The organism is Flavobacterium sp. KACC 22763 (assembly GCF_028736155.1).
In the GTDB taxonomy this organism is placed as follows: Bacteria; Bacteroidota; Bacteroidia; order Flavobacteriales; family Flavobacteriaceae; genus Flavobacterium.
Genome location: NZ_CP117879.1, coordinates 2,735,620 through 2,760,234 on the forward strand (window position 1 = coordinate 2,735,620; position 24,615 = coordinate 2,760,234).

18 protein-coding genes are annotated in these 24,615 nt (G+C 34.7%); 15 read left to right on the plus strand and 3 right to left on the minus strand.

Features of this window, described 5'->3' with window-relative positions; genetic code table 11:
• Window positions 1-921: 921 nt before the first annotated feature.
• From PQ463_RS10970 to PQ463_RS11005, 8 genes are all read left to right on the plus strand, one after another.
• A complete protein-coding gene (locus PQ463_RS10970) occupies window positions 922-4,053 on the plus strand; it encodes a SusC/RagA family TonB-linked outer membrane protein (protein WP_274257870.1) in 3,132 nt (1,043 codons plus the stop codon).
• A gap of 16 nt (window positions 4,054-4,069) precedes the next feature.
• Window positions 4,070-5,542 carry a RagB/SusD family nutrient uptake outer membrane protein gene (locus tag PQ463_RS10975; protein ID WP_274257872.1) on the plus strand — a complete coding sequence of 491 codons (1,473 nt, stop codon included), beginning with the start codon at window positions 4,070-4,072 and terminating at the stop codon, window positions 5,540-5,542.
• 195 nt (window positions 5,543-5,737) lie between these two features.
• Window positions 5,738-7,654: an arylsulfatase gene (locus PQ463_RS10980; RefSeq protein WP_274257873.1), complete on the plus strand. Its 1,917-nt coding sequence runs from the start codon at window positions 5,738-5,740 to the stop codon at window positions 7,652-7,654.
• A 228-nt stretch (window positions 7,655-7,882) separates the two neighbouring features.
• Window positions 7,883-8,938: a sterol desaturase family protein gene (locus PQ463_RS10985; RefSeq protein ID WP_274257875.1), complete on the plus strand. Its 1,056-nt coding sequence runs from the start codon at window positions 7,883-7,885 to the stop codon at window positions 8,936-8,938.
• Between the two features lie 11 nt (window positions 8,939-8,949).
• Complete coding sequence (locus tag PQ463_RS10990) at window positions 8,950-9,666, plus strand: thioredoxin domain-containing protein (RefSeq protein ID WP_274257877.1); 717 nt, start codon at window positions 8,950-8,952, stop codon at window positions 9,664-9,666.
• Between the two features lie 186 nt (window positions 9,667-9,852).
• Complete coding sequence (locus PQ463_RS10995; RefSeq protein WP_274257879.1) at window positions 9,853-11,472, plus strand: sulfatase-like hydrolase/transferase; 1,620 nt, start codon at window positions 9,853-9,855, stop codon at window positions 11,470-11,472.
• Between the two features lie 126 nt (window positions 11,473-11,598).
• Window positions 11,599-12,858 carry a YeiH family protein gene (locus tag PQ463_RS11000; protein ID WP_274257881.1) on the plus strand — a complete coding sequence of 420 codons (1,260 nt, stop codon included), beginning with the start codon at window positions 11,599-11,601 and terminating at the stop codon, window positions 12,856-12,858.
• A 33-nt stretch (window positions 12,859-12,891) separates the two neighbouring features.
• Entirely contained in the window at window positions 12,892-14,547 is a 1,656-nt protein-coding gene (locus PQ463_RS11005) for an arylsulfatase (protein ID WP_274257882.1), read from the plus strand.
• Window positions 14,548-14,681: 134 nt separating this feature from the next.
• Here PQ463_RS11005 and rocD read toward each other — a convergent pair whose 3' ends face one another.
• Window positions 14,682-15,932, minus strand: coding sequence for an ornithine--oxo-acid transaminase (gene rocD / locus PQ463_RS11010; protein ID WP_274257883.1), 1,251 nt, complete (start codon window positions 15,930-15,932; stop codon window positions 14,682-14,684).
• 393 nt (window positions 15,933-16,325) lie between these two features.
• Here rocD and PQ463_RS11015 point away from each other — a divergent pair, with 393 nt between their 5' ends.
• From PQ463_RS11015 to PQ463_RS11030, 4 genes are all read left to right on the plus strand, one after another.
• Window positions 16,326-16,778 carry an Lrp/AsnC family transcriptional regulator gene (locus PQ463_RS11015; RefSeq protein WP_274257884.1) on the plus strand — a complete coding sequence of 151 codons (453 nt, stop codon included), beginning with the start codon at window positions 16,326-16,328 and terminating at the stop codon, window positions 16,776-16,778.
• Between the two features lie 107 nt (window positions 16,779-16,885).
• A complete protein-coding gene (locus PQ463_RS11020; protein WP_274257886.1) occupies window positions 16,886-17,659 on the plus strand; it encodes a dienelactone hydrolase family protein in 774 nt (257 codons plus the stop codon).
• Window positions 17,660-17,713: 54 nt separating this feature from the next.
• The gene (locus PQ463_RS11025; protein ID WP_274257887.1) at window positions 17,714-18,688 is read left to right on the plus strand and encodes a DUF3667 domain-containing protein; all 975 of its coding nucleotides are present in this window, start codon (window positions 17,714-17,716) and stop codon (window positions 18,686-18,688) included.
• A 9-nt stretch (window positions 18,689-18,697) separates the two neighbouring features.
• A complete protein-coding gene (locus PQ463_RS11030; protein WP_274257889.1) occupies window positions 18,698-19,714 on the plus strand; it encodes a M28 family peptidase in 1,017 nt (338 codons plus the stop codon).
• Window positions 19,715-19,875: 161 nt separating this feature from the next.
• Here the strand turns inward: PQ463_RS11030 and rho are convergent, their stop codons facing one another.
• Window positions 19,876-21,696 carry a transcription termination factor Rho gene (gene rho, locus PQ463_RS11035; protein WP_274257890.1) on the minus strand — a complete coding sequence of 607 codons (1,821 nt, stop codon included), beginning with the start codon at window positions 21,694-21,696 and terminating at the stop codon, window positions 19,876-19,878.
• Window positions 21,697-21,877: 181 nt separating this feature from the next.
• Here rho and PQ463_RS11040 point away from each other — a divergent pair, with 181 nt between their 5' ends.
• The 3 genes from PQ463_RS11040 to PQ463_RS11050 all read left to right on the plus strand — a co-directional run bounded on the left by PQ463_RS11040 (window position 21,878) and on the right by PQ463_RS11050 (window position 24,021).
• A complete protein-coding gene (locus tag PQ463_RS11040) occupies window positions 21,878-22,288 on the plus strand; it encodes a DUF4293 domain-containing protein (RefSeq protein WP_008468670.1) in 411 nt (136 codons plus the stop codon).
• Window positions 22,289-22,435: 147 nt separating this feature from the next.
• Window positions 22,436-23,095 carry a response regulator transcription factor gene (locus tag PQ463_RS11045; RefSeq protein ID WP_274257892.1) on the plus strand — a complete coding sequence of 220 codons (660 nt, stop codon included), beginning with the start codon at window positions 22,436-22,438 and terminating at the stop codon, window positions 23,093-23,095.
• Window positions 23,096-23,106: 11 nt separating this feature from the next.
• Window positions 23,107-24,021 (plus strand): sensor histidine kinase, encoded by a 915-nt coding sequence (locus PQ463_RS11050; protein ID WP_274257894.1) that lies wholly within the window; start codon window positions 23,107-23,109, stop codon window positions 24,019-24,021.
• On the opposite strand, the gene PQ463_RS11055 is transcribed toward PQ463_RS11050, so the two are convergent.
• Complete coding sequence (locus PQ463_RS11055) at window positions 24,022-24,516, minus strand: metallophosphoesterase family protein (protein WP_274257896.1); 495 nt, start codon at window positions 24,514-24,516, stop codon at window positions 24,022-24,024.
• Window positions 24,517-24,615: the final 99 nt, after the last annotated feature.

Here is a 24,615-nt window from a genome sequence, read left to right on the forward strand (position 1 = left end):
ATAAATCAATATTGCAGAAATATTTCAATTTTCCTGCTAAAAATAAGAATGTATTAAAATTAGAAAAAAAACAGTTAAAACACTAATAATAAACAATATAACAAAATTTAAAATTATTGCTACATAACTTACTAATGTTGGCCTTAAATTGTGCATCAACTCATTCTGAAACATTTATAAGACGTTTTTAGAGCTTTTACGTATCTTACAAAGTATTAGGAACAAGCATTTTAAATGTAAAATACTACAATTTTGTGCTTGAATTAAAAATTAAATTAACATTGTTTTTACATTAAACAAAACATACAATTACCTAAAAACCAACACATTATATACTATTTTACATTCGATTTCTAACTCTTAAAAAGACTTTTTCAAAAAAAATCGTCTAAACTTTTGGTTTTTATTATATAAAATTTAACTTTGTCTATAGGATTAGTAGAGTTTAAAATAATATTTCCAACTATAAAAAACTATTATTGTGAAAACAACAGAAAGCATATCGCGTTACATTCTTCCTAAAAAATACACTTATAGCACTTTTTGTTATATGTGTTTCTGTTGTTAATAATCTACTTTTATTTTGTTTGCCTTTAGAATCTATATCGAAGCAAAACATAAAAAACATCACCTAAAATATTTACTGAATTTTAACCAAGAAATCTCTCTGACACATTCGAATGTGTTGGAAAAGATTCTTGAAACTATATCTATTATTCAAAAATTTAAATAACTAACAACTAAAAAGACTAAAATGAAAACAATGCAAACCTGTTGCTGTAAATAAAAAAAGCCATTTCTGCGGCAACAGAAATGGCAAGGCTTAAAGAACATTTATCACTAAATCAAGAACACCTTTTAGAGTGCTGTATAAACAGTGCTCAGGGCGTCTTGTTAATTACTTAAAACCAACACAAAGAAATGAAAAAAAAGTTAAACATACACATACTGCTGTTTCTACTCTTCATAACAGCAGGAATACAAGCCCAGAATACCACCCCGCTCATTCAATCTAAACTAGACGGAACTGTTGTTGATGATATTACAAATCAGCCCATTATAGGTGCTTCTGTAACCATTAAAGGAACAACTCACGGTGTTGTTACAGATGCAGAAGGAAAATTTTATTTTCAAACGGGACAGAAATTTCCCTACACATTGATCGTAAGTTACATTGGATATAAAAAATTGGAAGTCATTGTTGAGAAAAATCCAGTAATTATTAATCTTAAAGAAGAACGCCAAGAACTAGACGAATTGGTAGTTGTGGGTTACGGAACTCAAAAGAGAAAAGATATTACAGGATCTGTAGCTTCAGTTCCAAAAGCCAATTTATCTCAGGTAACCTCATCGGCAGATAATTTATTAAGAGGAGCTGTAGCAGGAGTTGTAGTTACACAAAGTTCTGGACGTCCAGGAGCTTCTTCTAGTGTTCGCATTCGTGGAGGAAACTCTATTACTGCTGGTAACGAACCGCTTTATGTTGTTGATGGAATTTTAATTTACAACGATAATAGCAACAGTGGAGCTGGCGTAACTTATGCTGGGGCAACCGTAAACGTTCTATCGACTATTAATCCTGCTGATATAGAATCTATCGAAGTTCTAAAAGACGCTTCTGCGACAGCGATTTATGGTTCTCGTGGTGCTAATGGAGTTGTCATTATTACAACCAAAAAAGGAACAAAAGGACAAGATAACATCTCGTACCAAGGTTATTTCGGTTTCCAGAATATTTCAAAGAAACTGAGATTAATGAATGCCAGCGAATGGGCAAGTTTAAGAAACGATGTTCAGGCAAGTATTGGCCAAGCTCCTTCTTTTTCTCCTGAACAAATTGAAGCTTTAAAAACTTCTGGAAATTACGATTGGCAATCGGCAGCCTTTGTAACTGCGGCACCTGTACAAAACCATAATTTATCATTTTCTGGCGGAGATGAAAAATCAAGATATGCAGTTTCTGCAGGGTATTTTGACCAAGATGGTATTGTTTTAGGATCTGATTTCAAACGTATTTCTCTTCGAGCCAACTATGAAAGAAACTATTCTCAGAAATTCAAATTTGGGGTAAATGCCAATTATACCAACTCGATTGCAAATGGTGTCGGTACAAATGGCGGCGCGGGAGCTGGAAGGAATCCAAATCCATTGGTTAGCGTTGTTTTAACTGCTCCAGTTGTTCCAATCAAAAATGCGGATGGCAGTTACAATGTAACGAACAATCCTTATGCAACTTCCGTAAATGGTTATGTTCCGAATCCGATTAACGATTTGGATAACACAACCAACGAAACCAAATTAAACAGAATTCTAACTAGTTTATTTGGCGAGTATAAATTCAATAAAGAATTAACGGCAAAAGTTGCTGTAAGCGGTGATGTTTTGAATACGAAACAAAACTATTACGCGCCTTCAAACACTACTACAGGTGCAGGAACAAAAGGTTTGGCTTCTATTGGAGAAAGATTAGTAAGTTCTGTTCTGAATGAAAATACGCTGAATTATAATACTCATTTTGGCGCAGATCATAAGTTTTCTGCTTTAGGAGGTTACACCCTTCAATATACAAAAGGTGAGGTAGTAAATGCAGGTGCCCAAACTTTTGTAAATGATGCCAATACCTACAATGCCATTCAAGATGGTGTTCCTGTAAAACCGTATAGTGACGCTTATGAAAGTGTTCTGAAATCTTGGCTGGCGAGAGTAAATTACTCTTATAAAGGAAAATACAATTTCACTTTATCTGGACGTGCAGATGGTTCTTCAAGATTTGGTTCAGAATCGCTTTGGGGTTATTTCCCTTCTGCTGGATTTTCTTGGAATATTACTGACGAAGAATTTGCCAACAATATTAAAGGTGTAACGGAAGCAAAATTGAGAATTACAGCAGGAACTACAGGAAACCAAGAAATTGGAAATTATCTTCCGTTGGCTTCAATGGGATCTGTAAACTATTCTTTTGGAGGAACATTATACACCGGTTTAGCTCCTACCCGATTGGCAAATCCAGATTTGAAATGGGAAAAAACAAATCAGTATAACGTTGGATTGGATTTATCATTATTAGATCGAAAAATCAATTTTGTTTTTGATGTGTATTACAAAAAGACAAAGGACCTATTAATCAATGTTCCAGTGCCATTGAGTTCAGGTTATGCAACAGTTCTTCAAAACATTGGTGGAGTTGAAAATAAAGGTTTTGAAGTTGGTTTAACCACTGAAAACATCAAAACCGAAAACTTCGCGTGGAACTCGAACATCGTATTTTCTTTAAATAGAAATAAAGTTACCGAAATCGGAAATGGTGTAAACGAATTTTTTCCTGTAGTGCCAAACGGATCTTTGCTACAACAACAGCCCGTAATTGTAAAAGTAGGGTTGCCTTTAGGAACTTTTTGGGGATATAGAACCAACGGAATTTTCCAGACTCAGGAAGAAGTTAACACACAGCCAAAAATCAACAGTTTGGCAAACACCAAAGTCGGAGATAGAAAATATGTTGATACCAACGGAGATGGTGTAATTACCGCTCTTGACAAAGGAAATTTAGGCACTTCTCAGCCAAAATTTGTGGGAAGCTTCAGCAATACAGTTTCATACAATGATTTTGATTTGAATTTCTCTTTTCAAGGAGCATACGGCGGAAAAATCTTCAATGCTTTAAATCAGCAATTAGAAATCTCTACACTTGGAACCAATGCTGCAGCCACTTTAAATGACCGCTGGACACCAACGAACCCAAGTAATGAAATTCCTAGAGCTTCTAGTTCACCACTAGGAATTGTTTCTGAACGCTATGTAGAAGATGCATCTTTCTTACGATTAAAATTAATCACATTAGGATACACTTTACCTAAAAGCGTTTCTAAAAAACTGGGGACAAAAAGCGTAAAAGTTTACATCTCAGCAGAAAACTTAATTACATGGACAAAATACACTGGCTACGATCCAGAGGTAAGTTCATACGAACAAAATAACTTATATCCGGGAATTGATTTTGGTTCTTATCCAAACTCAAAAACATTCATCTCGGGCTTGAACGTAACTTTCTAAGTAAAAAAATATCAAAATGAAAAAGATCATTATAACATTCCTTTTAAGTGCCGGCCTATTGGTATCGTGCGCCGATCTAGAGGTAACACCTACCTCTTTTGTAACCGAAGACAATTATTTTGTCACTCAAGATGATGCTACTGCAAGTGTAACTGCTGTTTATGCTTCTTTAAGCCTTGACCCAGGCGAGCAGAGTTTGTTTGGAAGAAACCTTTATTTCTTAACCGATATGGCTTCAGATTATGCGGCAGCGGGAGTTTCGGCAACCAATCCGCAAGTTAGAGCTTTGAGTAGTTTAACGCATGATGCTACTTCAGATCGTGTTCAAGTGGCTTGGAGACAAATTTATAACGGAATCAACAGAGCCAATGTTTCTATTGATAATATTCCGAAAGTATCGGGTTCAGATATTATTAAAACTAGATTGATTAACGAAGCTAAATTTATTAGAGGTTTATTATACTTTCAGGCAGTTCGTCTTTGGGGCGGAGTTCCAATTGTTTTGCACGAAGCTACTTCTATCAATTTGGGAGATTTAAAAACAAATCGTTCTACGGTTGACGAAGTTTACAATCAAATCGTTAAAGATTTGACAGACGCCGAAGCCCTTCCAAAAACGTATCCAGCAGCAGATGCTGGACGCGCTACATCGGGAGCTGCAAAAGCGATTTTAGCAAAAGTATATCTAACTAGAAAAGACTGGCCAAATGCTATTGCAAAATCTAGAGAAGTAATTAATGGCGGTTATGGATATGCTTTGTTTGAAGATTTCCAAGACATTTTCACTAAAACAAAAAAGAACGGAAAAGAGCATATTTTCTCTGTTCAGTTTGAGCCAAATCAAGCAGGAAACGGTTCTAGCGGAAGTACTTTTCAAGCAACTTCTTTTACTGGATTCACCGCAACAGAACCAGCAGATATTATCTCAGACGTTGCTTTGTTTTACGATATCTATGCTGCAGGAGATAAAAGAAGAGATGTTAGTTATGCCAAACAATTGCTTAACCCAGCAACAGGAACGCTATATACTTTCCCGAAACCAATCTTCAAAAAATACTTGGATTTATCCAATTTGGCTACTCCAGGAAACGTAGCGATTAATTTCCCAGTTATTCGTTATGCGGACATTCTTTTGTCTTTAGCGGAAGCAATAAATGAACAAGGCGGTCCAACTCCCGAAGCATACGAATTGATTAATCAAGTGAGAAGAAGAGCTTTTGGAAAAGCGATTACAACTGCAGATGCGACCGTGGATTTAGTTGGATTAAATCAGACCTCTTTTAGAGCGGCAATTCAAGAAGAGCGCAAAAAAGAATTTGTTCAGGAAGGGCAAAGATGGTTTGATTTGGTAAGATGGGGAACATTGGTTACAGAGGTAAAAAAAGTAACAGCTAAAAACTCAGTTTCAGAACGAAATAATCTTTATCCAATTCCGCAAAGCGAAAGAAATATCAATCCTGATGGATTACCTCAGAATCCTGGATATTAAAAAAATTAAACACATAGAGGCATAGATTTTAAATTATTAATAAAGAAAGTAAAAGAGAAACTCGTTTCTCCACACATAGTTGCTATGTGAATTGAAATAAGTGAAACGCCTTTTATCGGCTCTAAAACTATGATTCTATGTGTTAAAAAAATAAGAACCATTATTTAAAACCATATAACTAAAAAACTATAAAAAATGAAAAATTTAAAAAATAGCATTTCAATCAAAGGCTCTAAGAAAGGGCTTTTGATTACTGCTGTCCTAATTGCACAATTAGGATTTGCACAGGACAAACAAGAATTTAAGGGTACAATCGGCAAAACTTTAGCCGATTCTAAAGAATATTGGCCAGATCCTGTAACGGCACCAAAAGGCGCTCCGAATATTGTTTGGATTCTTTTAGACGATGTTGGATTTGGAGCTTCAAGCGCTTTTGGAGGTTTAATCAATACGCCAACTTTTGATAATCTAGCAAATAACGGACTTCGTTATACAAACTTCCATACAACAGCAATTTGTGCTCCTACCCGCGCCGCTTTATTGACTGGAAGAAATTCAGGAAGAGTTCACGTGAGCGGATTTTCTCATACTATTTTATCTGCAGGTTTTCCTGGTTGGGATGGAAGAATTCCTTCTGATAAAGGAACCATTGCAGAGATTTTACGTGACAACGGATACAACACTTTTGCGGTTGGAAAATATGGCGTTACACCAGACGAAGATGCTACAGATGCGGGTCCGTTTGACAGATGGCCAACAGGAAAAGGTTTCGATCATTTCTACGGATTCTTAGGTTCGCAAACCGATCAATACAATCCTGATTTGGTAGAAGATCAAGTTCATATTAAACCTGATGGACGCCATTTGAATGAATTGATTACAGACAAAGCCATCAGTTATATTCAGAAACAGCAGAAAGCAGCGCCTGGGAAACCATTTTTCTTATACTATGCGCCAGGAGCTGTTCACGCACCTCATCAGGTTGCCGAAAAATGGGTTGAACCATACAAAGGAAAATTTGACGAAGGTTGGGATGTTTACCGCGAGAAAGTATTGGCAAACCAAAAGAAATTAGGAATTTTTCCTCAAAATGCTGGACTGCCAGATCGTAATGCTTTAATCACTGAATGGAAAAAATTAACTCCAGACCAAAAGAAAGTATACGCAAGATTCATGGAAGTTTACGCTGGATTCCTGACTTATACAGATTATGAAATTGGAAGAGTTGTGGATTATTTAAAACAAAGTGGACAATTGGATAATACTTTAATCTTTGTTGCTATTGGTGACAACGGAGCTAGTAAAGAAGGAACGCTGCAAGGAACAATCAATCAGAGTTTGTTTGCTCAAGGAAAAACAGATGAAGAAAACTTCCAAAGCAACTTAAACAACATTGGAGAAATTGGAACTGCAAAAGGTCTAAATACCAATTATCCTTTAGGATGGGCGCAGGCAACCAATGCTCCCTTTAAAAACTGGAAACAAGATGCACAATCTGAAGGTGGAACTCGCAATCCGTTGATTGTTTTTTATCCAAACGGAATAAAAGACAAAGGCGGCATCAGAAACCAATACAGCCACGTAACTGATCTTTTGCCAACGACTTTAGATATTGTTGGAATTAAAGCTCCAGAATATATTAAAGGAATCAAACAAGACATTATTCAAGGTTCTTCGTTCCAAGCTTCTTTAGATAATCCGAAAGCAGAATCATTGCACAAAGTTCAGTATTACTACATCTTCGGAAACAGAGCCATTTACAAAGACGGATGGAAAGCTTCTGCAGCACATTTGCCAGATTCTTTTGCTGTGAAAAAATCTTTAGGAAGCAATGAAAAACCTGCTCCAAGCAATTTTGATACAGACGTTTGGGAATTGTATAACCTAAACGAAGATTTTAACGAACGTAACAATCTAGCGAAAAAATATCCTGAAAAACTGGCTGAACTTCAAAAATTATTTGACGAACAGGCCAAAGAAAACAATCTATATCCTTTGATTGATTGGCAAGATGTGTACAACAGAAGAATCCACAACACGGGTGCTGACAAAGGAAAAACAGTTTCCGACTTGATTAAACAGGCAACTAAACCTGGAGGAACCAACAATTAATATTACAGAACCTGCAAGGTTTTGAAAACCTTGTAGGTTTCTACTAAAAAAACAAATACCTACAAGGTTTTGAAAACCTTGCAGGACATAAAACGAATAATTATGAAACGAGTAGATTATGAAATTATAGGAAAAAAGATTGTCGTGGGGATAATCTTGTTTTTAGTTCCGCTGGCGATTCTGGCTGGCGGATTAGCAGTAGTAAATCAATTTTTAAAATAAGAAATCATGGCAATAGTTCAAAAAGAAAAATTAACTAGAGACTTAACGATAAGTTTCTTCATTTATTCATTGCCAGTACTGGCAATTTACCTGTATTTTAAATTAACAGGCGGAGCTGTAAGTGAATCGCATATTACACTGCCGTCATTTTTAGAATTTGCCCAACCTGTTTTTGCTAATATTAGAACTTGGGGATTAACGGTATTTATGATCGTTTTAGGAATTATAGAATTTGCTGCTGGATTGTATGATGACGAATGGACAGGCGAAGAACGTAAAATAGACATTGTTTGTTTCTTAGCTCCAGAATTGCTTTTACCTCCCGTAATTGCTTTTTTCAGCTTAACAGCTTTGCCATATTTATTGCCAAATTTGGCCAATTCATTATCATGGGTTCCGTTTTGGGGAGGATTTTTCCTTATCGCAATTGCTGATGATTTAACGCAGTATTGGTATCATAGACTGCATCATCAAGTTCCGTTTTTATGGCGTTTTCACAGAACACATCACTCAGCTCCATATATGGGAATGGCGATGGCTTCTAGACAGAACTTTATTTATACACTTTTCTTCTCTCAGATTTATTTGACGACGACATTAACCTATTTAGGTTTAGGGCTTCCTGCTTTATTTGTTTTAGTAATTAAACGTTTCATCACTTTGGGAGCACACTCAAGCATTCCATGGGATAAACCTTTTTACAAATACAAAGTATTACATCCAATTGCATGGGTTTTGGAAAGGTTGATTTCTACTCCTGCAACACATCAAGCGCATCATGCAGATACAAGTGGAGACGGTGTTGGACATTTTAAAGGAAACTTTGGAAATATGTTTTTTATCTGGGATATCATTTTCGGAACCGGATTAATAACACGTAAATATCCAAAATCGTTCGGAACAAAATCATACAAACAAGAAGAATGGTACGCTCAGTTTCTATGGCCAATTTTTAAATCTAAAAAAGAAGGCAGTTCTCTTGCCGAAGGCGTATTATCGCTTCCGTCAAAACCTAAGGCAGCTTTAGAAGAAACTCCTACTCCAGTTTTAGAACAAGTTTAATACTTCTTAAAATGAAAAATCAAATCTTAAAAACCAGTATAACAGCAATTGCCTTTTTATGGGCAGTTGCTGCTTTTTCGCAAAATGAAATTCACAGCTCATTGTCGCTGGATTCATTTTATTCGAAAATAAAAAGTCAAAAAAATCCACAGATCGTTGATGCTAGAACTTCAGAAGAATTTGCTTTAAATCATATTGAAGGTGCTGTAAACTTTAATCTTCAATCTGAAAACTACACGCAATCTGTTGCTAAACTAGATAAATCTAAACCTGTTTTTATCTATTCTATCGGAGCTGGAAGAAGTGTTGCTTTAGAAAAAGAATTATTAAAAAATGGTTTCTCAGAAGCCTATAGTTTAGAAGGCGGAATTGCCAATTGGATTGGAAACGGAAAACCCTTTTATTCTAATCTAAAAAGCAAATTATCATTAGCCGAATTCAATAAAATTATTGCTGAAAATAAAACAGTTTTGGTTGATATTGGTTCGAAATACTGTGGTGCTTGCAAAAAAGCAAAACCAGTTTTAGAAACTATCAGATCTGAATACGGAAACAATTTAAAAATCGTAGAAATTGAGTTAGAAGACAGTCCACAGGTAATTGCCGATTTAAAAACAGTAAAAGTTTTTCCGACTTTAATCTTGTATGAAAACGGGAAAATTATTTTTAAGAAAGAAGGGATAAATGACTTGAAGAATGAAGTTGATGTTGCATTGGCTTCTAAGTAATTCTTTTAAACCGTACAGTTTGTCATCCCGAGGAACGAGGGATCTCCACAAGAAGCTCTACAAAGATTGTTTTTTTTCGTTGCGGAGCTACTTACGGAGATTTCTCCTTCGTCGAAATGACAAAAACTACGCGCAAAGCTTTGACAAAGCTCTTACACTCCTCTCAACACAAATCAAAACCTTAATATGGCAAACTATAAAAAAATAACCAAAATTGTTACCCCCATTTTAATCACGCTTTTCATTCTGGCAGCTTTTTTATTCTGGCCAATTAATACCTATGGAACCTTAATCAAAGAAAATCCAAAATTGGCAGAAGGAAAAAAAGAGTTTTTAGCTTCAAAACCTAAAGATTCTATTTCTGGAAAAAAGACCAATATCATTATCCTTCTGGCAGATGATTTAGGAAAATACGATATTTCGCTCTACGGCGGAAAATCGACTCCAACTCCACAAATCGATTCGCTTGCCGCATCAGGCGCGACTTTTACAGACGGTTACGCCTCTGCATCAATTTGTTCGCCATCAAGAGCGGGATTAATTACGGGAAGATATCAAGAACGTTTTGGGCATGAATATCAGCCGGGCGATCGCTATCCTAAAAACAATCTGGAATATTATGCTTTTAATTATTTAATTGAAACAGACAATTGGAAATTGAATGACAAAATCGAATATCCAAATGATGCATCTATTGCAACGCAAGGGCTTCCAAAATCGGAAATCACTTTTGCAGATTTGGCAAAAAGACAAGGTTACAGCACAGGAATAATTGGAAAATGGCATTTAGGTCACAACAAAGGATTTTTCCCTTTAGACAGAGGTTTCGATTATCATTACGGATTTTATCAAGCTTTCTCGCTTTATGCGCCAGAAGATGATAATCCAGATATTATTAATCATCATCATAAAGATTTTACCGACAAAACCATTTGGGGAAAAGGCCGAGTTGGAATTGGACAAATCCGTCGGGATACCACAATTATTGATGAAAAAGCCTATCTAACCGAAAAATTTGCGGAAGAAGCAGAAGCTTTTATTGATAAAAATAAAAATAAGCCTTTCTTGCTTTATATTCCTTTTAATGCGCCTCATACGCCGTTTCAGGTTCGCAAAAAATATTACGATCGTTTCCCAAATGTTAAAGACGAGAACAAGCGTGTTTATTTTGCTATGATTAGCGCTTTGGATGATGCCATTGGAAGAATTCGCGAAAAAGTCAAAAAAGAAGGATTAGAGGATAATACTTTAATCATTTTTGCAAGTGACAATGGCGGTGCCGATTATACTTTTGCTACAACAAATGCTCCACTTAAAGGCGGGAAATTTTCTCATTTCGAAGGCGGAATCAATGTTCCTTTTGCACTTTCGTGGAAAGGAAAAATTAAACCTCATACAGTTTATAAACAGCCTGTAAGCACTTTAGATTTTTTTACAACCATTGCTGCTGCGATTGGTTCTGATTTACCAAAAGATAGAATTTATGATGGTGTTGATTTGGTTAAAACAGTAAATGAAAATAAAGTAGCACACAAAGATTTATACTGGCGTTCTGGCGATGCAAAAGCCGTTCGAAGCGGCGATTGGAAATTAGTCATTAGCGGAAGAACGCATGAAAAATGGCTTTATAATCTTGCAAAAGATAAATCGGAAACTAAAGACCTCTCACAACTAAATCCTGAAAAAGTAAAAGAATTAGAAACAGCTTTGCAAACTTGGGAAAAAGGCTTAATCAAACCGCTTTGGCCAAATTTAACCTATTATGAATTCGACTTTGGAAAACAAAAGTACTTTGTTGATTTGTAATAAAAGTATTCTACAAACCCGACAGGTTTTAAAAACCTGTCGGGTTTAATCCTAAAGATCAATTACCTCCAGCTAAAGCTGGAGGCAATTCAAATAATATTCTTAAAGAATTTAATTCAACCCTTAATGTCAACCTCAACAAAACAATTTAATCTTCACGAAGATTGGACCGTCGTTATTCTCGGTTTTCTAATCATCGGAATTTCTCTCTTTATTTTTCTGCCAGAAGTTCCCGTTTTCAAGTGGACAAACGGAACAGACTTAATAAATAATGTTTTCGAAATTAAAAACACTCAAACAATAGGTCTTCAATTCCTTTATTTTATTTCTATCGGAACAATTGGAACATTCTTAGTTGGAAAATCGGTTAAAAATTTCATTTTGGGATTTCCTATAATTTATTTCTTAACGATAATTGCCTTAATCATTGCAGGAAATTCTGAGGTAAAAGCACTAAATCTAGAAGCAGTCATTTTCAGTTTGATAATTGGTTTAGCAATTGGTAATTTCTTTACACTTCCAGAATGGTTTCGTGCTGCTTTATCGACCGAATTATTTGTCAAAATCGGATTGGTTTTATTAGGAACCAGTGTTATTTTCTCTGATATTTTAAAAGCTGGCTCATTAGGATTAATTCAGGCTTTAATAGTGGTTTTGTCGGTTTGGTATTTTGCCTTCTGGCTTTGCAAGAAACTAAAAGTCGATGACGAATTAACCATGATGATTTCAAGTGCCGTTTCAATCTGTGGCGTTTCGGCGGCAATTGCAACTTCTGGCGCGATCAAAGGCGACTCAAAAAAATTATCTTATGTAATCTCGATTGTTTTGGTTACCGCAATTCCAATGATGATTTTCATGCCTATTATTGCTAAATATTTTAATTTCCCAGAAGAGGTAACTGGTGCTTGGCTTGGAGGAAGCATTGATACTTCTGGTGCAGTTGTGGCTTCTGGAACTTTGGTTGGAGAAACAGCACTAAAAATTAGTACAATTGTAAAATTTTCGCAAAATGTACTATTAGGATTAGCCGCTTTTGCTATTTCAATTTATTGGACTTACACACATAACAATTCCTCTGAAGCAATATCTAAACCGACTTTAAAAGTCATTTGGGAACGTTTTCCTAAATTTGTTATCGGTTTTATTTTAGCCTCTATCCTATTTTCTTTTTTTATAAGCCCAGAAGTTCGAGATACTGTCAAGGACAATCTGAAAAACCTACAAGGAGTTTGGTTTGCATTAGCTTTTACAAGTATAGGCTTAGAAACCAATTTTAAAGATTTACTTCAAAACAATAGCAGGAAACCTTTATTCGCCTTCTTAATTGCACAATTATTCAATATTATTATTACCCTTTTCATTGCTTTTTTACTTTTCAATAAATAAAAAACCAATGAAAATTAACAACAAAACAATACCATGAATACCAAACTAAAAAACATTTTACTGTCTTTTCTTGCGTCTGGAACGGTTGGTTTTTACCCATCGAATGCACAGAATAATTCATCAAAACCAAATATCATTTTGATTATGGTAGACGATATGGGATATTCAGATTTAGGAAATTACGGCTCCGAAATTAGCACTCCAAATCTAGATCGATTGGCAAAAGAAGGAACACGCCTTCGCGAATTTTACAATAATTCCATCTGCGCGCCCACAAGAGCTTCTTTATTAACTGGACAATATCAGCATAAAGCTGGAGTTGGTTTTTTTGATGTTAATCTGGGTTTGCCAGCGTATCAAGGTTATTTAAACAAAGAATCTCTGACATTAGGTGAAGTTTTTCGCTCAGGCGGATATAGCACGCTTTTATCAGGAAAATGGCATGTTGGTTCTGAAGATCAAGCACAATGGCCTAACCAAAGAGGTTTTGATAAATTTTATGGTATCTTAAAAGGAGCTTCTAATTATTTTGACACCAAGCCTTTGCCTTTTGGAAAAACACCTTATCCCGTGAAATTAATTCGTAATAACGAAGAGCTTCATCCAAAAGATGATTCTTATTATTTTACAGATGAAATTGGCAATAATGCGGTCACTTTCTTAGAGGAACAAAACAAAGAAAACAAACCTTTCTTTTTGTATTTGGCTTTTACAGCTCCGCATTGGCCATTACAGGCAAAACCAGTTGATATTGCAAAATATAGAGGCAAATTTGATCAAGGCTGGGATGTTTTAAGAGAAAAACGAATTGAGAAATTAAAAGCTAATGGCATCCTGCCCGCAAATCAAACTGTTTCGGCAAGAGATCCTGAAGTTCCAGAATGGAGCAAACTGACTTATGATGAGAAGCAATTCTGGAAAGCAAAAATGGAAGTCTATGCTGCAATGGTTGACAATATGGATCAAAACGTGGGTAAAGTTTTGAATAAGCTAAAAGAACTGAAAAAGGATAAAAACACACTAATTATTTTTATTTCTGATAATGGCGCTCAAGGCGGATTTAATACCTACAATCCGTTAGGGAGAGGTTTGGTTCGAAATGATGGTCCTGTAGGTTCTTCCGGTTCTTTTGATTACCAAGAACAAAATTGGGCGTATTTATCGAATACACCTTTGCAGGATTATAAAAACAATATGCACGAAGGCGGATTCAGTTCTCCATTTATTGCTTGGTATCCATCCAAAATTAAAGCAGGAAGAATCGATAAAGGAACTGGACATATTATTGATCTTGCTCCTACTTTTTACGAATTGACTGGAATTGAATATCCTAAAACTTTAAATGGAGTAACTTCTAATCCGCTTCCTGGAAAAAGTTTATTGCCTGTATTATTTGACAATGCTTCAGAAGTAAACCGTGGCGCGCCTTTATTTTGGGAAAGAGCTGGAAACAGAGCCGTTCGTGAAGGCAAATGGAAATTGGTTTCAATTTATCCATCTTACCAATGGGAACTTTATGATCTTGAAACAGACCGAGGAGAAACTACAAATGTGGCAGCTCAAAATCCTGGAATTGTAAATGATCTTTCGGCAAAATACTTTGACTGGGCAGATAAAACAGGAGTTGTAGAATACAGCAAATTCAAACAAAAAGGAGAATTGATTCCTGGTGCTGCTCCAAAAAAATAATTACTTTTTTGATATTTTAGTAATTATAACAAAAAGCGATTGTTACTGTAACAGTCGCTTTTTAAAACAAAAATGGTCTACAAAAAAAGCAGCAAGTAATTTGCTGCTTTTTATTTTTAAATTATTAGAAAGAATTATTTAAACTCATTCAAAGATTTCTCGATAATCTCCAGACATTCTTTAATCTGCTCTTCGGTCATTACCAAAGGCGGTGCCAATCTAATTTTATTTCCGTGAGTTGGTTTTGCCAATAATCCGTTGTCTCTAAATTTCAAGCAGATTTCCCAAGCCAAATCAGATTCTTCATCTGTATTAATTACAATTGCATTCAAAAGACCTTTTCCGCGAACTAGCGTAATTAAATTATTTTTTTCAGCGATTTTATTTAATCCGTCTCTTAAAATAACTCCTAAACGCTCTGCGTTTTCAGCCAGTTTTTCGTCTTTAATAACCTCAAGAGCTGCAATGGCAACAGCCGCGGCAACAGGATTTCCTCCAAAAGTAGATCCGTGCTGTCCTGGTTTAATCACATTCATGATTTCGTCATTACATAAAACTGCCGAAACTGGATAAACTCCGCCAGAAATGGCTTTTCCTAAAATTAAAACATCAGGCTGTACATTTTCATGATGAACTGCCAATAATTTTCCTGTACGTGCAATTCCTGTCTGAACTTCATCTGCAATAAAAAGTACATTGTGCTTTTCGCAAAGTGCCTTCGCTTTCGCTAAATAACCTTCAGAAGGAACATAAACTCCTGCCTCACCCTGAATTGGTTCAACTAAAAATCCAGCGATATTTTTTGATGAATTTAAAGCCTTTTCAAGCGCTTCAAGATTATCATATTCAATTTTAATGAAACCATCTGTAAAAGGTCCGAAGTTTTTGCGTGCTGTTTCATCATTTGAAAATGAAATGATAGTGGTAGTTCTTCCGTGAAAATTATTCTCACAAACGATGATTTGCGCTTGATTTTCTGGAATTCCTTTTACTTCATACGCCCATTTTCTTGAAATTTTTAAAGCTGTTTCAACTGCTTCAGCACCTGTATTCATTGGAAGAACTTTATCGAAACCAAAATATTTCGTTACATATTCTTCGTAATTTCCTAATTTATCGTTGTAAAAAGCACGAGAAGTCAAAGTCAGTTTTTGTGCCTGCTCAATCATTGCATTCACAATTTTTGGATGGCAATGACCTTGATTTACTGCTGAATAAGCAGACAAAAAATCATAATATTTTTTACCGTCAACATCCCAAACATATACGCCTTCTCCACGTTCTAAAACTACAGGAAGCGGATGATAATTATGAGCTCCATATTTGTTTTCTTTTTCAATCAAATTTTCTGATTTTGACGAAAGTGTTTTTTCTGTACTTATCATAATATGCTTTTTATTTTTACAAAAATATCAAAATTTAATTAATAACAATCCATAAAAACTGTTTTTGACTTAAAAATAACAAAATAAAAGTCAAAACTTAAATTTAAGCAGCGTAAAAAAAGCATATTTATTTTTTGAGAAATGAAATTAGAAGTTTAATTATTAAAAAAAAGAACTACTTTTATGAATTCGGAAATATTGATAATTACAGAACGTAATGTAGTCCCTACGGGACAAAATTATATTTGAAATTGCCTACCAATATTTAACCTCTACGAGATTATTCCGTTAGGAATAAAATATTGGTAAAATTATAAGGTCATAATTAAGAATGTTCCGTAGGAACTACATACATTCACTAAGCAACAATAAAACAGTTAATAATTTAAATTAATGGATATATTAGACGAATTTGATATTAGTATTCTTAAAGAATTAGAAAAAGACGGAAGAATGGCCTTTTCTGCAATCGCTACTAATCTGAAAATATCAAATACCATGGTGCATCAGCGTATTAACAGAATGATCGAACAAGGTGTAATTGGCGGGATTAAACCCATTATTCAGGAAAAGAAAATAGGCTACGACTGGGCATCTTTTACTGGACTCACATTAAACAAAGATTCTGATTCTGAACGAATTATTGAAGCACTTAAAGAAATTCCAGAGATTACAGAATGTTATTATGTGACGGGTTCGTTTACTTTATACATTAAAATCATTGCCAAAAATCACGAACATATGCGTCGTATTCTTTATGAAAAAATTGATGGAATTCCAGGTATTGACAAAACCGATTCGATTGTAGAATTGGGCTGCGCTTTTAAACGAAACATATCCTTATAAAAAGAAAATATTCTTTTAAAATATCGGTTATAAACCTCACAAGAATTTACTTGTGAGGTTTTTTTGTAACATAATATTTCTGATATTTGTTAAAAATTGAAGAAATCATGAAAAACTCGATAATCATTTTATTCAGTGCAATCTTATTTTCTAATCTCATGAATGCGCAATTAAAACCAATAAAATATACTGAAGGAAGCCAACAGCTAAATGGCTTATTTATAAAATCTGCTAAAAAAAGCAGCAACAACCCCGGAATCTTACTTTTACCAGCGTGGCTCGGAATTGATAACGCTTCTAAAGGAATCGCAGAAGAACTATCTAAACTGGGTTACCATGTTTTTATCGCAGACATTTACGGAGAAGGAAATTATCCTAAAAATACTGGTGAAGCAGGAAAACAAGCTGGATATTACAAAACTAATTTTGAAGCTTATCAAAAACGTATTGATATAGCCCTACATGAACTAATTAAATTAGGCGCTAATAAAGATAATATTGTTGCTATTGGCTACTGCTTTGGCGGAACTGGAGTTTTGGAAGCCGCAAGAGGCCATTTGAATGTAAAAGGAATAGCTTCATTTCATGGCGGTTTAGGAAAAGATGCCAGCAGAAAGAATGAGCCAATTTCTGCAAAAGTCCTTATTTGCCATGGCGCCGATGATCCTTTTGTTTCTAAAGAAGAAATCGCAGCATGCCAACAGGAAATGCGTGATGGTAAAGCAGACTGGCAAATGATTTATTATGCAAATTCGGTTCACTCTTTTACAAATCCTGAAGCGGGAAGTGATAATTCTAAAGGTGCGGCATATAATGCTGTTGCTGCAAAACGATCTTTTGATCACTTACAGCTTTTCTTAAATGAAGTTTTGAAAAAATAATTTCTAAAAACAAATACCTAAAAACTACCAAAACAAATCAATTAACATAAACCAATGTCACATAATAAAATTAGAGAAGACAAAACTTGTCTAAACTGCAGGCATGTTGTGGAACAAAAATTCTGCCCAAATTGCGGGCAAGAAAACAGCGATAGCCGAAAAACTTTTCATCATTTATTTGTTCATTTCTTTGAAGATTTGACGCATTATGAAAATGCTTTTTGGAAAACAATAAAAAATTTACTGTTTAAGCCTTCAACGCTTACAAAAGAATATCTTTCAGGAAAACGTTTGTCTTATTTAGCCCCTGTCCGATTATATATTTTTATCAGTTTTATTACTTTTTTATTAATTGCGATGTTTCCAAACAATGTCGGTGAAAAAATTGATAAAAGTGAAGAAGCACTGAACAAAGAAATATCTAAAGCTACTGATAGCTTAAGCATAAGCAGAAAAGACGACAAAAAGTACTTTCATTTTAAAACGATGAAAGAGATAGACTCGATTCAAAAATATGGAAAAGAAAACGAGAAGTTGAATGCTTCTTCGTATTGGTTTACTGAAAAAGCAATACATGTTACCGAAAAATACACTAAAAAAGAGATTTATGAAAAATTTGTCGAATCGTTCTTTCACAATCTTCCTAAAATCCTCTTTATAATTATGCCGTTTTTTGCTTTTTTCTTGTGGCTCTTTCACAATAAAAAAAGATGGTATTATTTTGATCATGGAATTTTCACACTCCACTATTTTTCTTTCCTACTGCTAATTTTTCTCATCATGTTTATTATAGACAGATTAATTGGTCTTTTTGGAGAAGATAGCCCGTTGTCTTTCATATCATCAATTACAACATTTGTAGGAACAATTTGGATGTGCTATTATTTCTATCCAGCGCATCATCGTTTTTATGGCGAGTCAAGAATAGTATCTTTTATCAAAAGTTTTTTCTTGTTTATAATAAACTCACTTTTTATCCTATTTTTACTGACTTTATACGTTCTTTACACATTTATTAATTTACACTAACCATAAGAAATGAAAAAATTACTCCTTTTATTCTTAATTGTCTCTGCGTATTCATGCAAAACCGCACAGTCAACTGCATCCAAAGACAATTCAGATCCTACAAAATACGTAAAAACAATTAGCGAAAAAGACTTAAAGAAAATGCTTTACACTGTTGCTTCTGACGAAATGGAAGGCCGCGAAACTGGTTCTAAAGGACAGAAAAAAGCAGGTCTTTATATGATCGAGCAATACAAAAAAAGTGGGATCTCTTTTCCAAAAGGAGCTAAAGATTTCTACCAGCCTGTTCCCGCTGCATTTATGAATGCAAGACGTAATCAAAATCTTCCAGATTCTGAAAATATCTGGGCTTACATTGAAGGTTCAGAAAAACCAAACGAAGTTTTGGTAATTTCTGCGCATTACGATCACGTAGGAATTAAAGATGGTGAAGTTTACAACGGTGCTGATGATGATGGTTCTGGAACTGTAGCGGTTATAGAAATGGCTAAAGCTTTTGCTAAAGCTAAAAAGCAAGGTCACGGTCCAAAACGTTCTATTTTGTTTCTTCATGTAACTGGTGAAGAACATGGTTTGCACGGATCACGTTATTATTCTGAAAACCCATTATTTCCAATCGAAAACACAATTGCAGATATCAACATTGACATGATCGGACGACGTGATGTTGAACATTCAAATACAAACAACTACGTTTATGTAATTGGTGCTGACAGATTATCTTCTGATTTACACAATGCGGTTGTCTCTCAAAACGAGAAATACATTAAAATGGATTTAGATTTCAAATTTAATGATCCTAAAGACCCAAACCATTTCTATGAGCGTTCTGATCACTATAACTTCGCAAAACACGGTATTCCAGCTGTTTTCTTCTTCAACGGAGTTCACGAAGATTACCACGGAAAAGGTGACGAGCCTCAAAAAATTGAATACGACGCTTTAACCAAAAGAACAAAACTGGCTTTTGTAGTAGCTTGGGATTTGGCTAATAGAGAAAATAGACCGGTAGTGGATAAAAAATAAGGTTCTAAGGTTCTGAGATACTAAGGTTCTAAGGTTCTTTTAGGAACGAATATAAAAAAGGATGAGTAAAACTCATCCTTTTTTATATTATATATTTTTTGATTTACTCAAAGCTAAAAAAAACTTAGAATCTTAGCATCTCAGAACCTTAGCAACTTTAACTAGTCATTCATCGAAATCAAAAACTCCTCATTATTTTTCGTTTTCTTGAAACGATCGTTTACGAAATCCATAGATTCTACCGGGTTCATATCTGATAGATATTTACGCATAATCCACATTCTTTGTAATGTTTTCTCGTCTAATAATAAGTCATCACGACGTGTACTTGATGATGTAAGATCGATTGCAGGGAAAATACGTTTATTAGCTATCTTACGATCTAATTGAAGCTCCATATTACCAGTTCCTTTAAATTCTTCGAAGATAACCTCGTCCATTTTAGAACCAGTTTCTGTTAATGCAGTAGCGATGATACTTAAAGATCCACCGTTTTCTACATTTCTAGCAGCTCCAAAGAAACGTTTTGGTTTTTGTAATGCATTGGCATCAACACCTCCACTTAATACTTTACCAGATGCTGGCTGAACTGTATTGTAAGCTCTCGCTAAACGCGTAATCGAGTCTAAAAGAATCACAACATCGTGACCACATTCTACTAAACGTTTTGCTTTTTCAAGAACGATATTTGCGATTTTAACGTGCTCTTGTGGCTCTCTATCAAAAGTTGAAGCGATAACCTCACCACGAACACTTCTTTGCATATCGGTAACCTCCTCAGGACGCTCATCAATAAGAAGAACAATCAAATAAACTTCTGGGTGGTTGGCTGCAATAGCGTTTGCAATATCTTTAAGAAGCATTGTTTTACCTGTTTTAGGCTGTGCAACGATCATTCCACGCTGACCTTTACCTATTGGCGAAAACAAATCTATAATTCTTGTTGAAATAGAACTGCCTTTTTCGGCTAGTTTGAATTTTTCTGAAGGGAAAACTGGTGTCAAGTGTTCAAAAGAAACTCTATCGCGAACCACTTGCGGATCGTGTCCATTGATTTTTAATACACGAACCAATGGGAAAAACTTCTCACCTTCTTTTGGAGGGCGAACCACTCCTTTTACTGTATCTCCCGTTTTTAAACCAAATAATCTGATTTGTGAAGTTGATAAATAAATATCGTCTGGAGAAGCTAAATAATTATAATCTGATGAACGTAAAAATCCATAACCGTCTGGCATCATTTCAAGAACGCCTTCACTTTCGATAATTCCATCAAATTCAAAATCAGAATCTCTGAAATTATTGTTATTCTTTTTATTCTTGTGATTAGGGTTTTGGTTATTGTGATTTCCGTTTCCATTCCCGTTCTGATTCGGGTTTTGATTTTGGTTCTGGTTCTGATTTTTATTCTGATTCGGATTAACCTTTTTTGCAGGAGATTGTGTAGTTTTTTCAGCTGTTTCTGCTGTTGGCTCAGAACTAATTGTTTCTGATGGAGTTGATTCTGCAACTTCTTCAGCAGTTACTTCTTTTACTGCCTCTTTCTCTTTTTTAAGAGCTACTTTTTTCTCGTATGCCTGCTTATTAAATTTTACCGCTTTAGGTTCTTTTTTTCCTGCCGCAGGTTTATTTTCCTGTACTGCTTCTGTTGCCGTTTCTGCAATTGGCTCCACTTTTTCTGCAGTTTCATTATTCTGAACAGTTTCCTCTACTTTATCAAATTCTAAAACAGGTGCATTTTTGGTATTTGCCGCTTTTGCTTTGACTGGTGCAATTCTAGCACGTTTTGGTTTCTCTTCTTTAGTTTCTGCTGCTTCAGTTTTTGGAGTTTCTGTCGACGCAAGAGATGCCTCTTGGTGTGCTAAAATCTGACTAATTAAAGTCTCTTTTTTGACACCAGTAATCTTTATTGTTTTAGCTAACTTAGCTATTTCTTGAAGCTCAGAAAGCTTCATTTCTTTTAATGCAGAAATATCAAACATGAATGTTCTATGAATTTAATTATTTTAAGGAATACTGTAAAAAGAATAGGTAGATAATTAATTTGAATTGACCGCAGTATGAAGTGCTTACGGTATTATGATGCAATAATACGAATAAAATTTTATCATACAATAGTATTTTAAAAAAAGAAAATATATTTTTGTAAAACATTTTTAGACCATGATACAAAGAATTCAGACTGTATATTTATTTCTAGCTTTTGCTGCAACTGGCATTTTAATGCTTTTTGTTCCGCTTTGGACAACTAGTGCAGGAAAACCATTCTTTTTTATGCAGGATCAGCTTTATACTGTTTTATTAGGTTTGACAACAATGCTTAGTATTATTAGTATTATTTCATTTAAAAAGAGACAAAATCAGTTTGTATTAAACAGACTGAACATCATATTAAATTTAATTTTATTAGGATTATTTGTATATCGATCACTAAATTTATCTGGAGGGACTGAAGTCTCTGAGAAAGGTATTGGGATGTTCATGCCGATTGTCGCTATCGTGTTATTAGTTTTAGCTAATAAGGCCATCAAAAAGGACGAAGATCTTGTAAAATCTGTTGATCGTTTGAGGTAAACCTATAAACTTAGTTTATTTTGTGCGAAGAAGAACCCGAATTTTTATTCGGGTTTTTTTTGCCCTATTATATTACAAATCAGACCTAAAGAGCATACTCAAAATGTGATTTACATGATAAATTTGTATTTTCAAATTCAAATAATCATGGCACCAAAAATAAGAGTTCATCTTGCAGACGATCATCAGGTCTTGATTGATGGACTATCCAACTTACTTCAAACCGTTTCAAACTTTGAAGTGGCAGGAACTTCACTAGACGGCACCACTGTCTATGAAGATGTCATGAAAGATAATGCCGATGTCTTAATTTTAGACATCAGCATGCCGAAAAAAGATGGTATTGAAACCCTTAAAGAATTTAATGAAAAACAGCTCCCTTGCAAAGTCATCATTTTATCTAGTTATGATGATTTAAAAATCATTAAAGAAGTAATGAAACTGGGCGCAAAAGGCTATCTTACAAAGAATTGCGCTGGCGAAAATATTATTGAAGCCGTTGAAGCTGTTTATCAAGGACAGGAATATTTTAGTGACGCCGTCAGAGAAAAGATCTTCAACTCTTTTATGGACAGTCCGAAACTGAACCACAGTGCAATTATAGAAAATCCTATTTTAAGCCCGCGAGAGATCGAAATTATTATTTTGATTGCTTTGGAACATAGCGGGAAAGAAATTAGCGAAAAGCTTTTCATTAGTTCACACACCGTAGAAACACATCGTAAAAACATCATGAAAAAGCTGAATATAAAAAGTACGATAGGTTTAGTAAAATATGCCCTTAAAAACAATCTGATTAATCCTTAACAATTGCTTTTATGCCTGTTTTCCGTTTTTTTATCTCTTTGCTATTATTTTTTGCTGTTAAAGGAACTAGTCTTGCACAGCCAAAAGACACTGTAAACACAAAGGCGTCGCAAACTCAAGTTGATAATAAAACTGTCCTTACGTCTATTAGCAAATCAGAACAATTACGAAATAAAAAAATTGTTAGCCTATCTATCATACTAACCATCATTGTTTTTCTTTTATTTTACTTTTTGTATCAAAACAATAAACTAAAGCAAAAAATAAAACGCAAAGACACCAAACAGAAAATTCTTCTCGACATCATCAATTCAGGCATAGATTCTCAAGAGGCAGAACACAAAAAAATTGCTTCTTTTCTTCATGATAATATTAATTCGCTATTATCTTCAGCTGGATTGCATTTAAATACATTTACAGCTCAGAACAATATAAAATCGGATGAAATACAAAAAGCAAAAACCATTTTATCTGAGGCTCACGAGCTCTTAAGAGATATGTCTCATGATCTTGTTCCAGCTCTTTTGGTACGCTTTGGATTAATTTATTCTTTAGAGGATTTATGCGAAAAAAACTCCAATTCTGCGATTGAATTTGAATTTTCAAGTTCAGTTCCGACCAGCAGACGATATGCTGAAAAATTCGAAATGAAAATTTATTTTATTGTAAGTGAATTATTTAGCAATATCACTAAGCATAGCAATGCCCAAAAAGCAAAACTTACTTTAAATGAAAAAGAAAACCAATTAATTCTGCGTATTCATGATGATGGTATTGGTTTTAAAACTCAAAAATTAAAAGATGCGGAAGGCTTTGGCTTAAACAGAATCAGAGCGCGAATCAAAAAATACAAAGGCTCTTTATCTATTGTTTCCAGAGAAAATCAGGGAACCAAAATAAAAATCGAGATTCCGCTACCACATTAATTATTTCGCTCCTATTTCAACAATTTCCAGATCTTTGATTTTATCATCATCAATTACAAATCGAAGCATCGTTCGTACTTTATGAAAACCGCTTTTCCCTGCCGCACCTGGATTCATGTGCAGTAAATTGTGCTTTTTATCAAACATAACTTTTAAGATATGCGAATGCCCGCAGATAAACAATTTTGGCGGATTCAAAGCCAATTCTTCTCTAACATTCTGATTGTACTTTCCGGGATAACCTCCAATATGCGTAATCCAAACCGATACATTTTCGCATGAAAAACGGTTATTTAGCGGAAACTCTAATCTTGCTTTTGCATCATCAATGTTTCCATAAACCGCTCTCAATGGCTTTAGTTTTTTAATAGCATCTGTAACACTCAAATCTCCAATATCTCCAGCATGCCAAACCTCATCTGCCTGAGCAACATATTTTAAAATTGTATCATCAATATGGCTGTGAGTATCTGAGAGAAGTAGGATCTTAGTCAATTTTTTTGAGGTTCAAAGGTTCATAGTAACAAAGATACAAAGATACAAAGGTTTTTCTGTAGAGACGCACTGTAGTGCGTCTTTCATAAAGTTTTATTT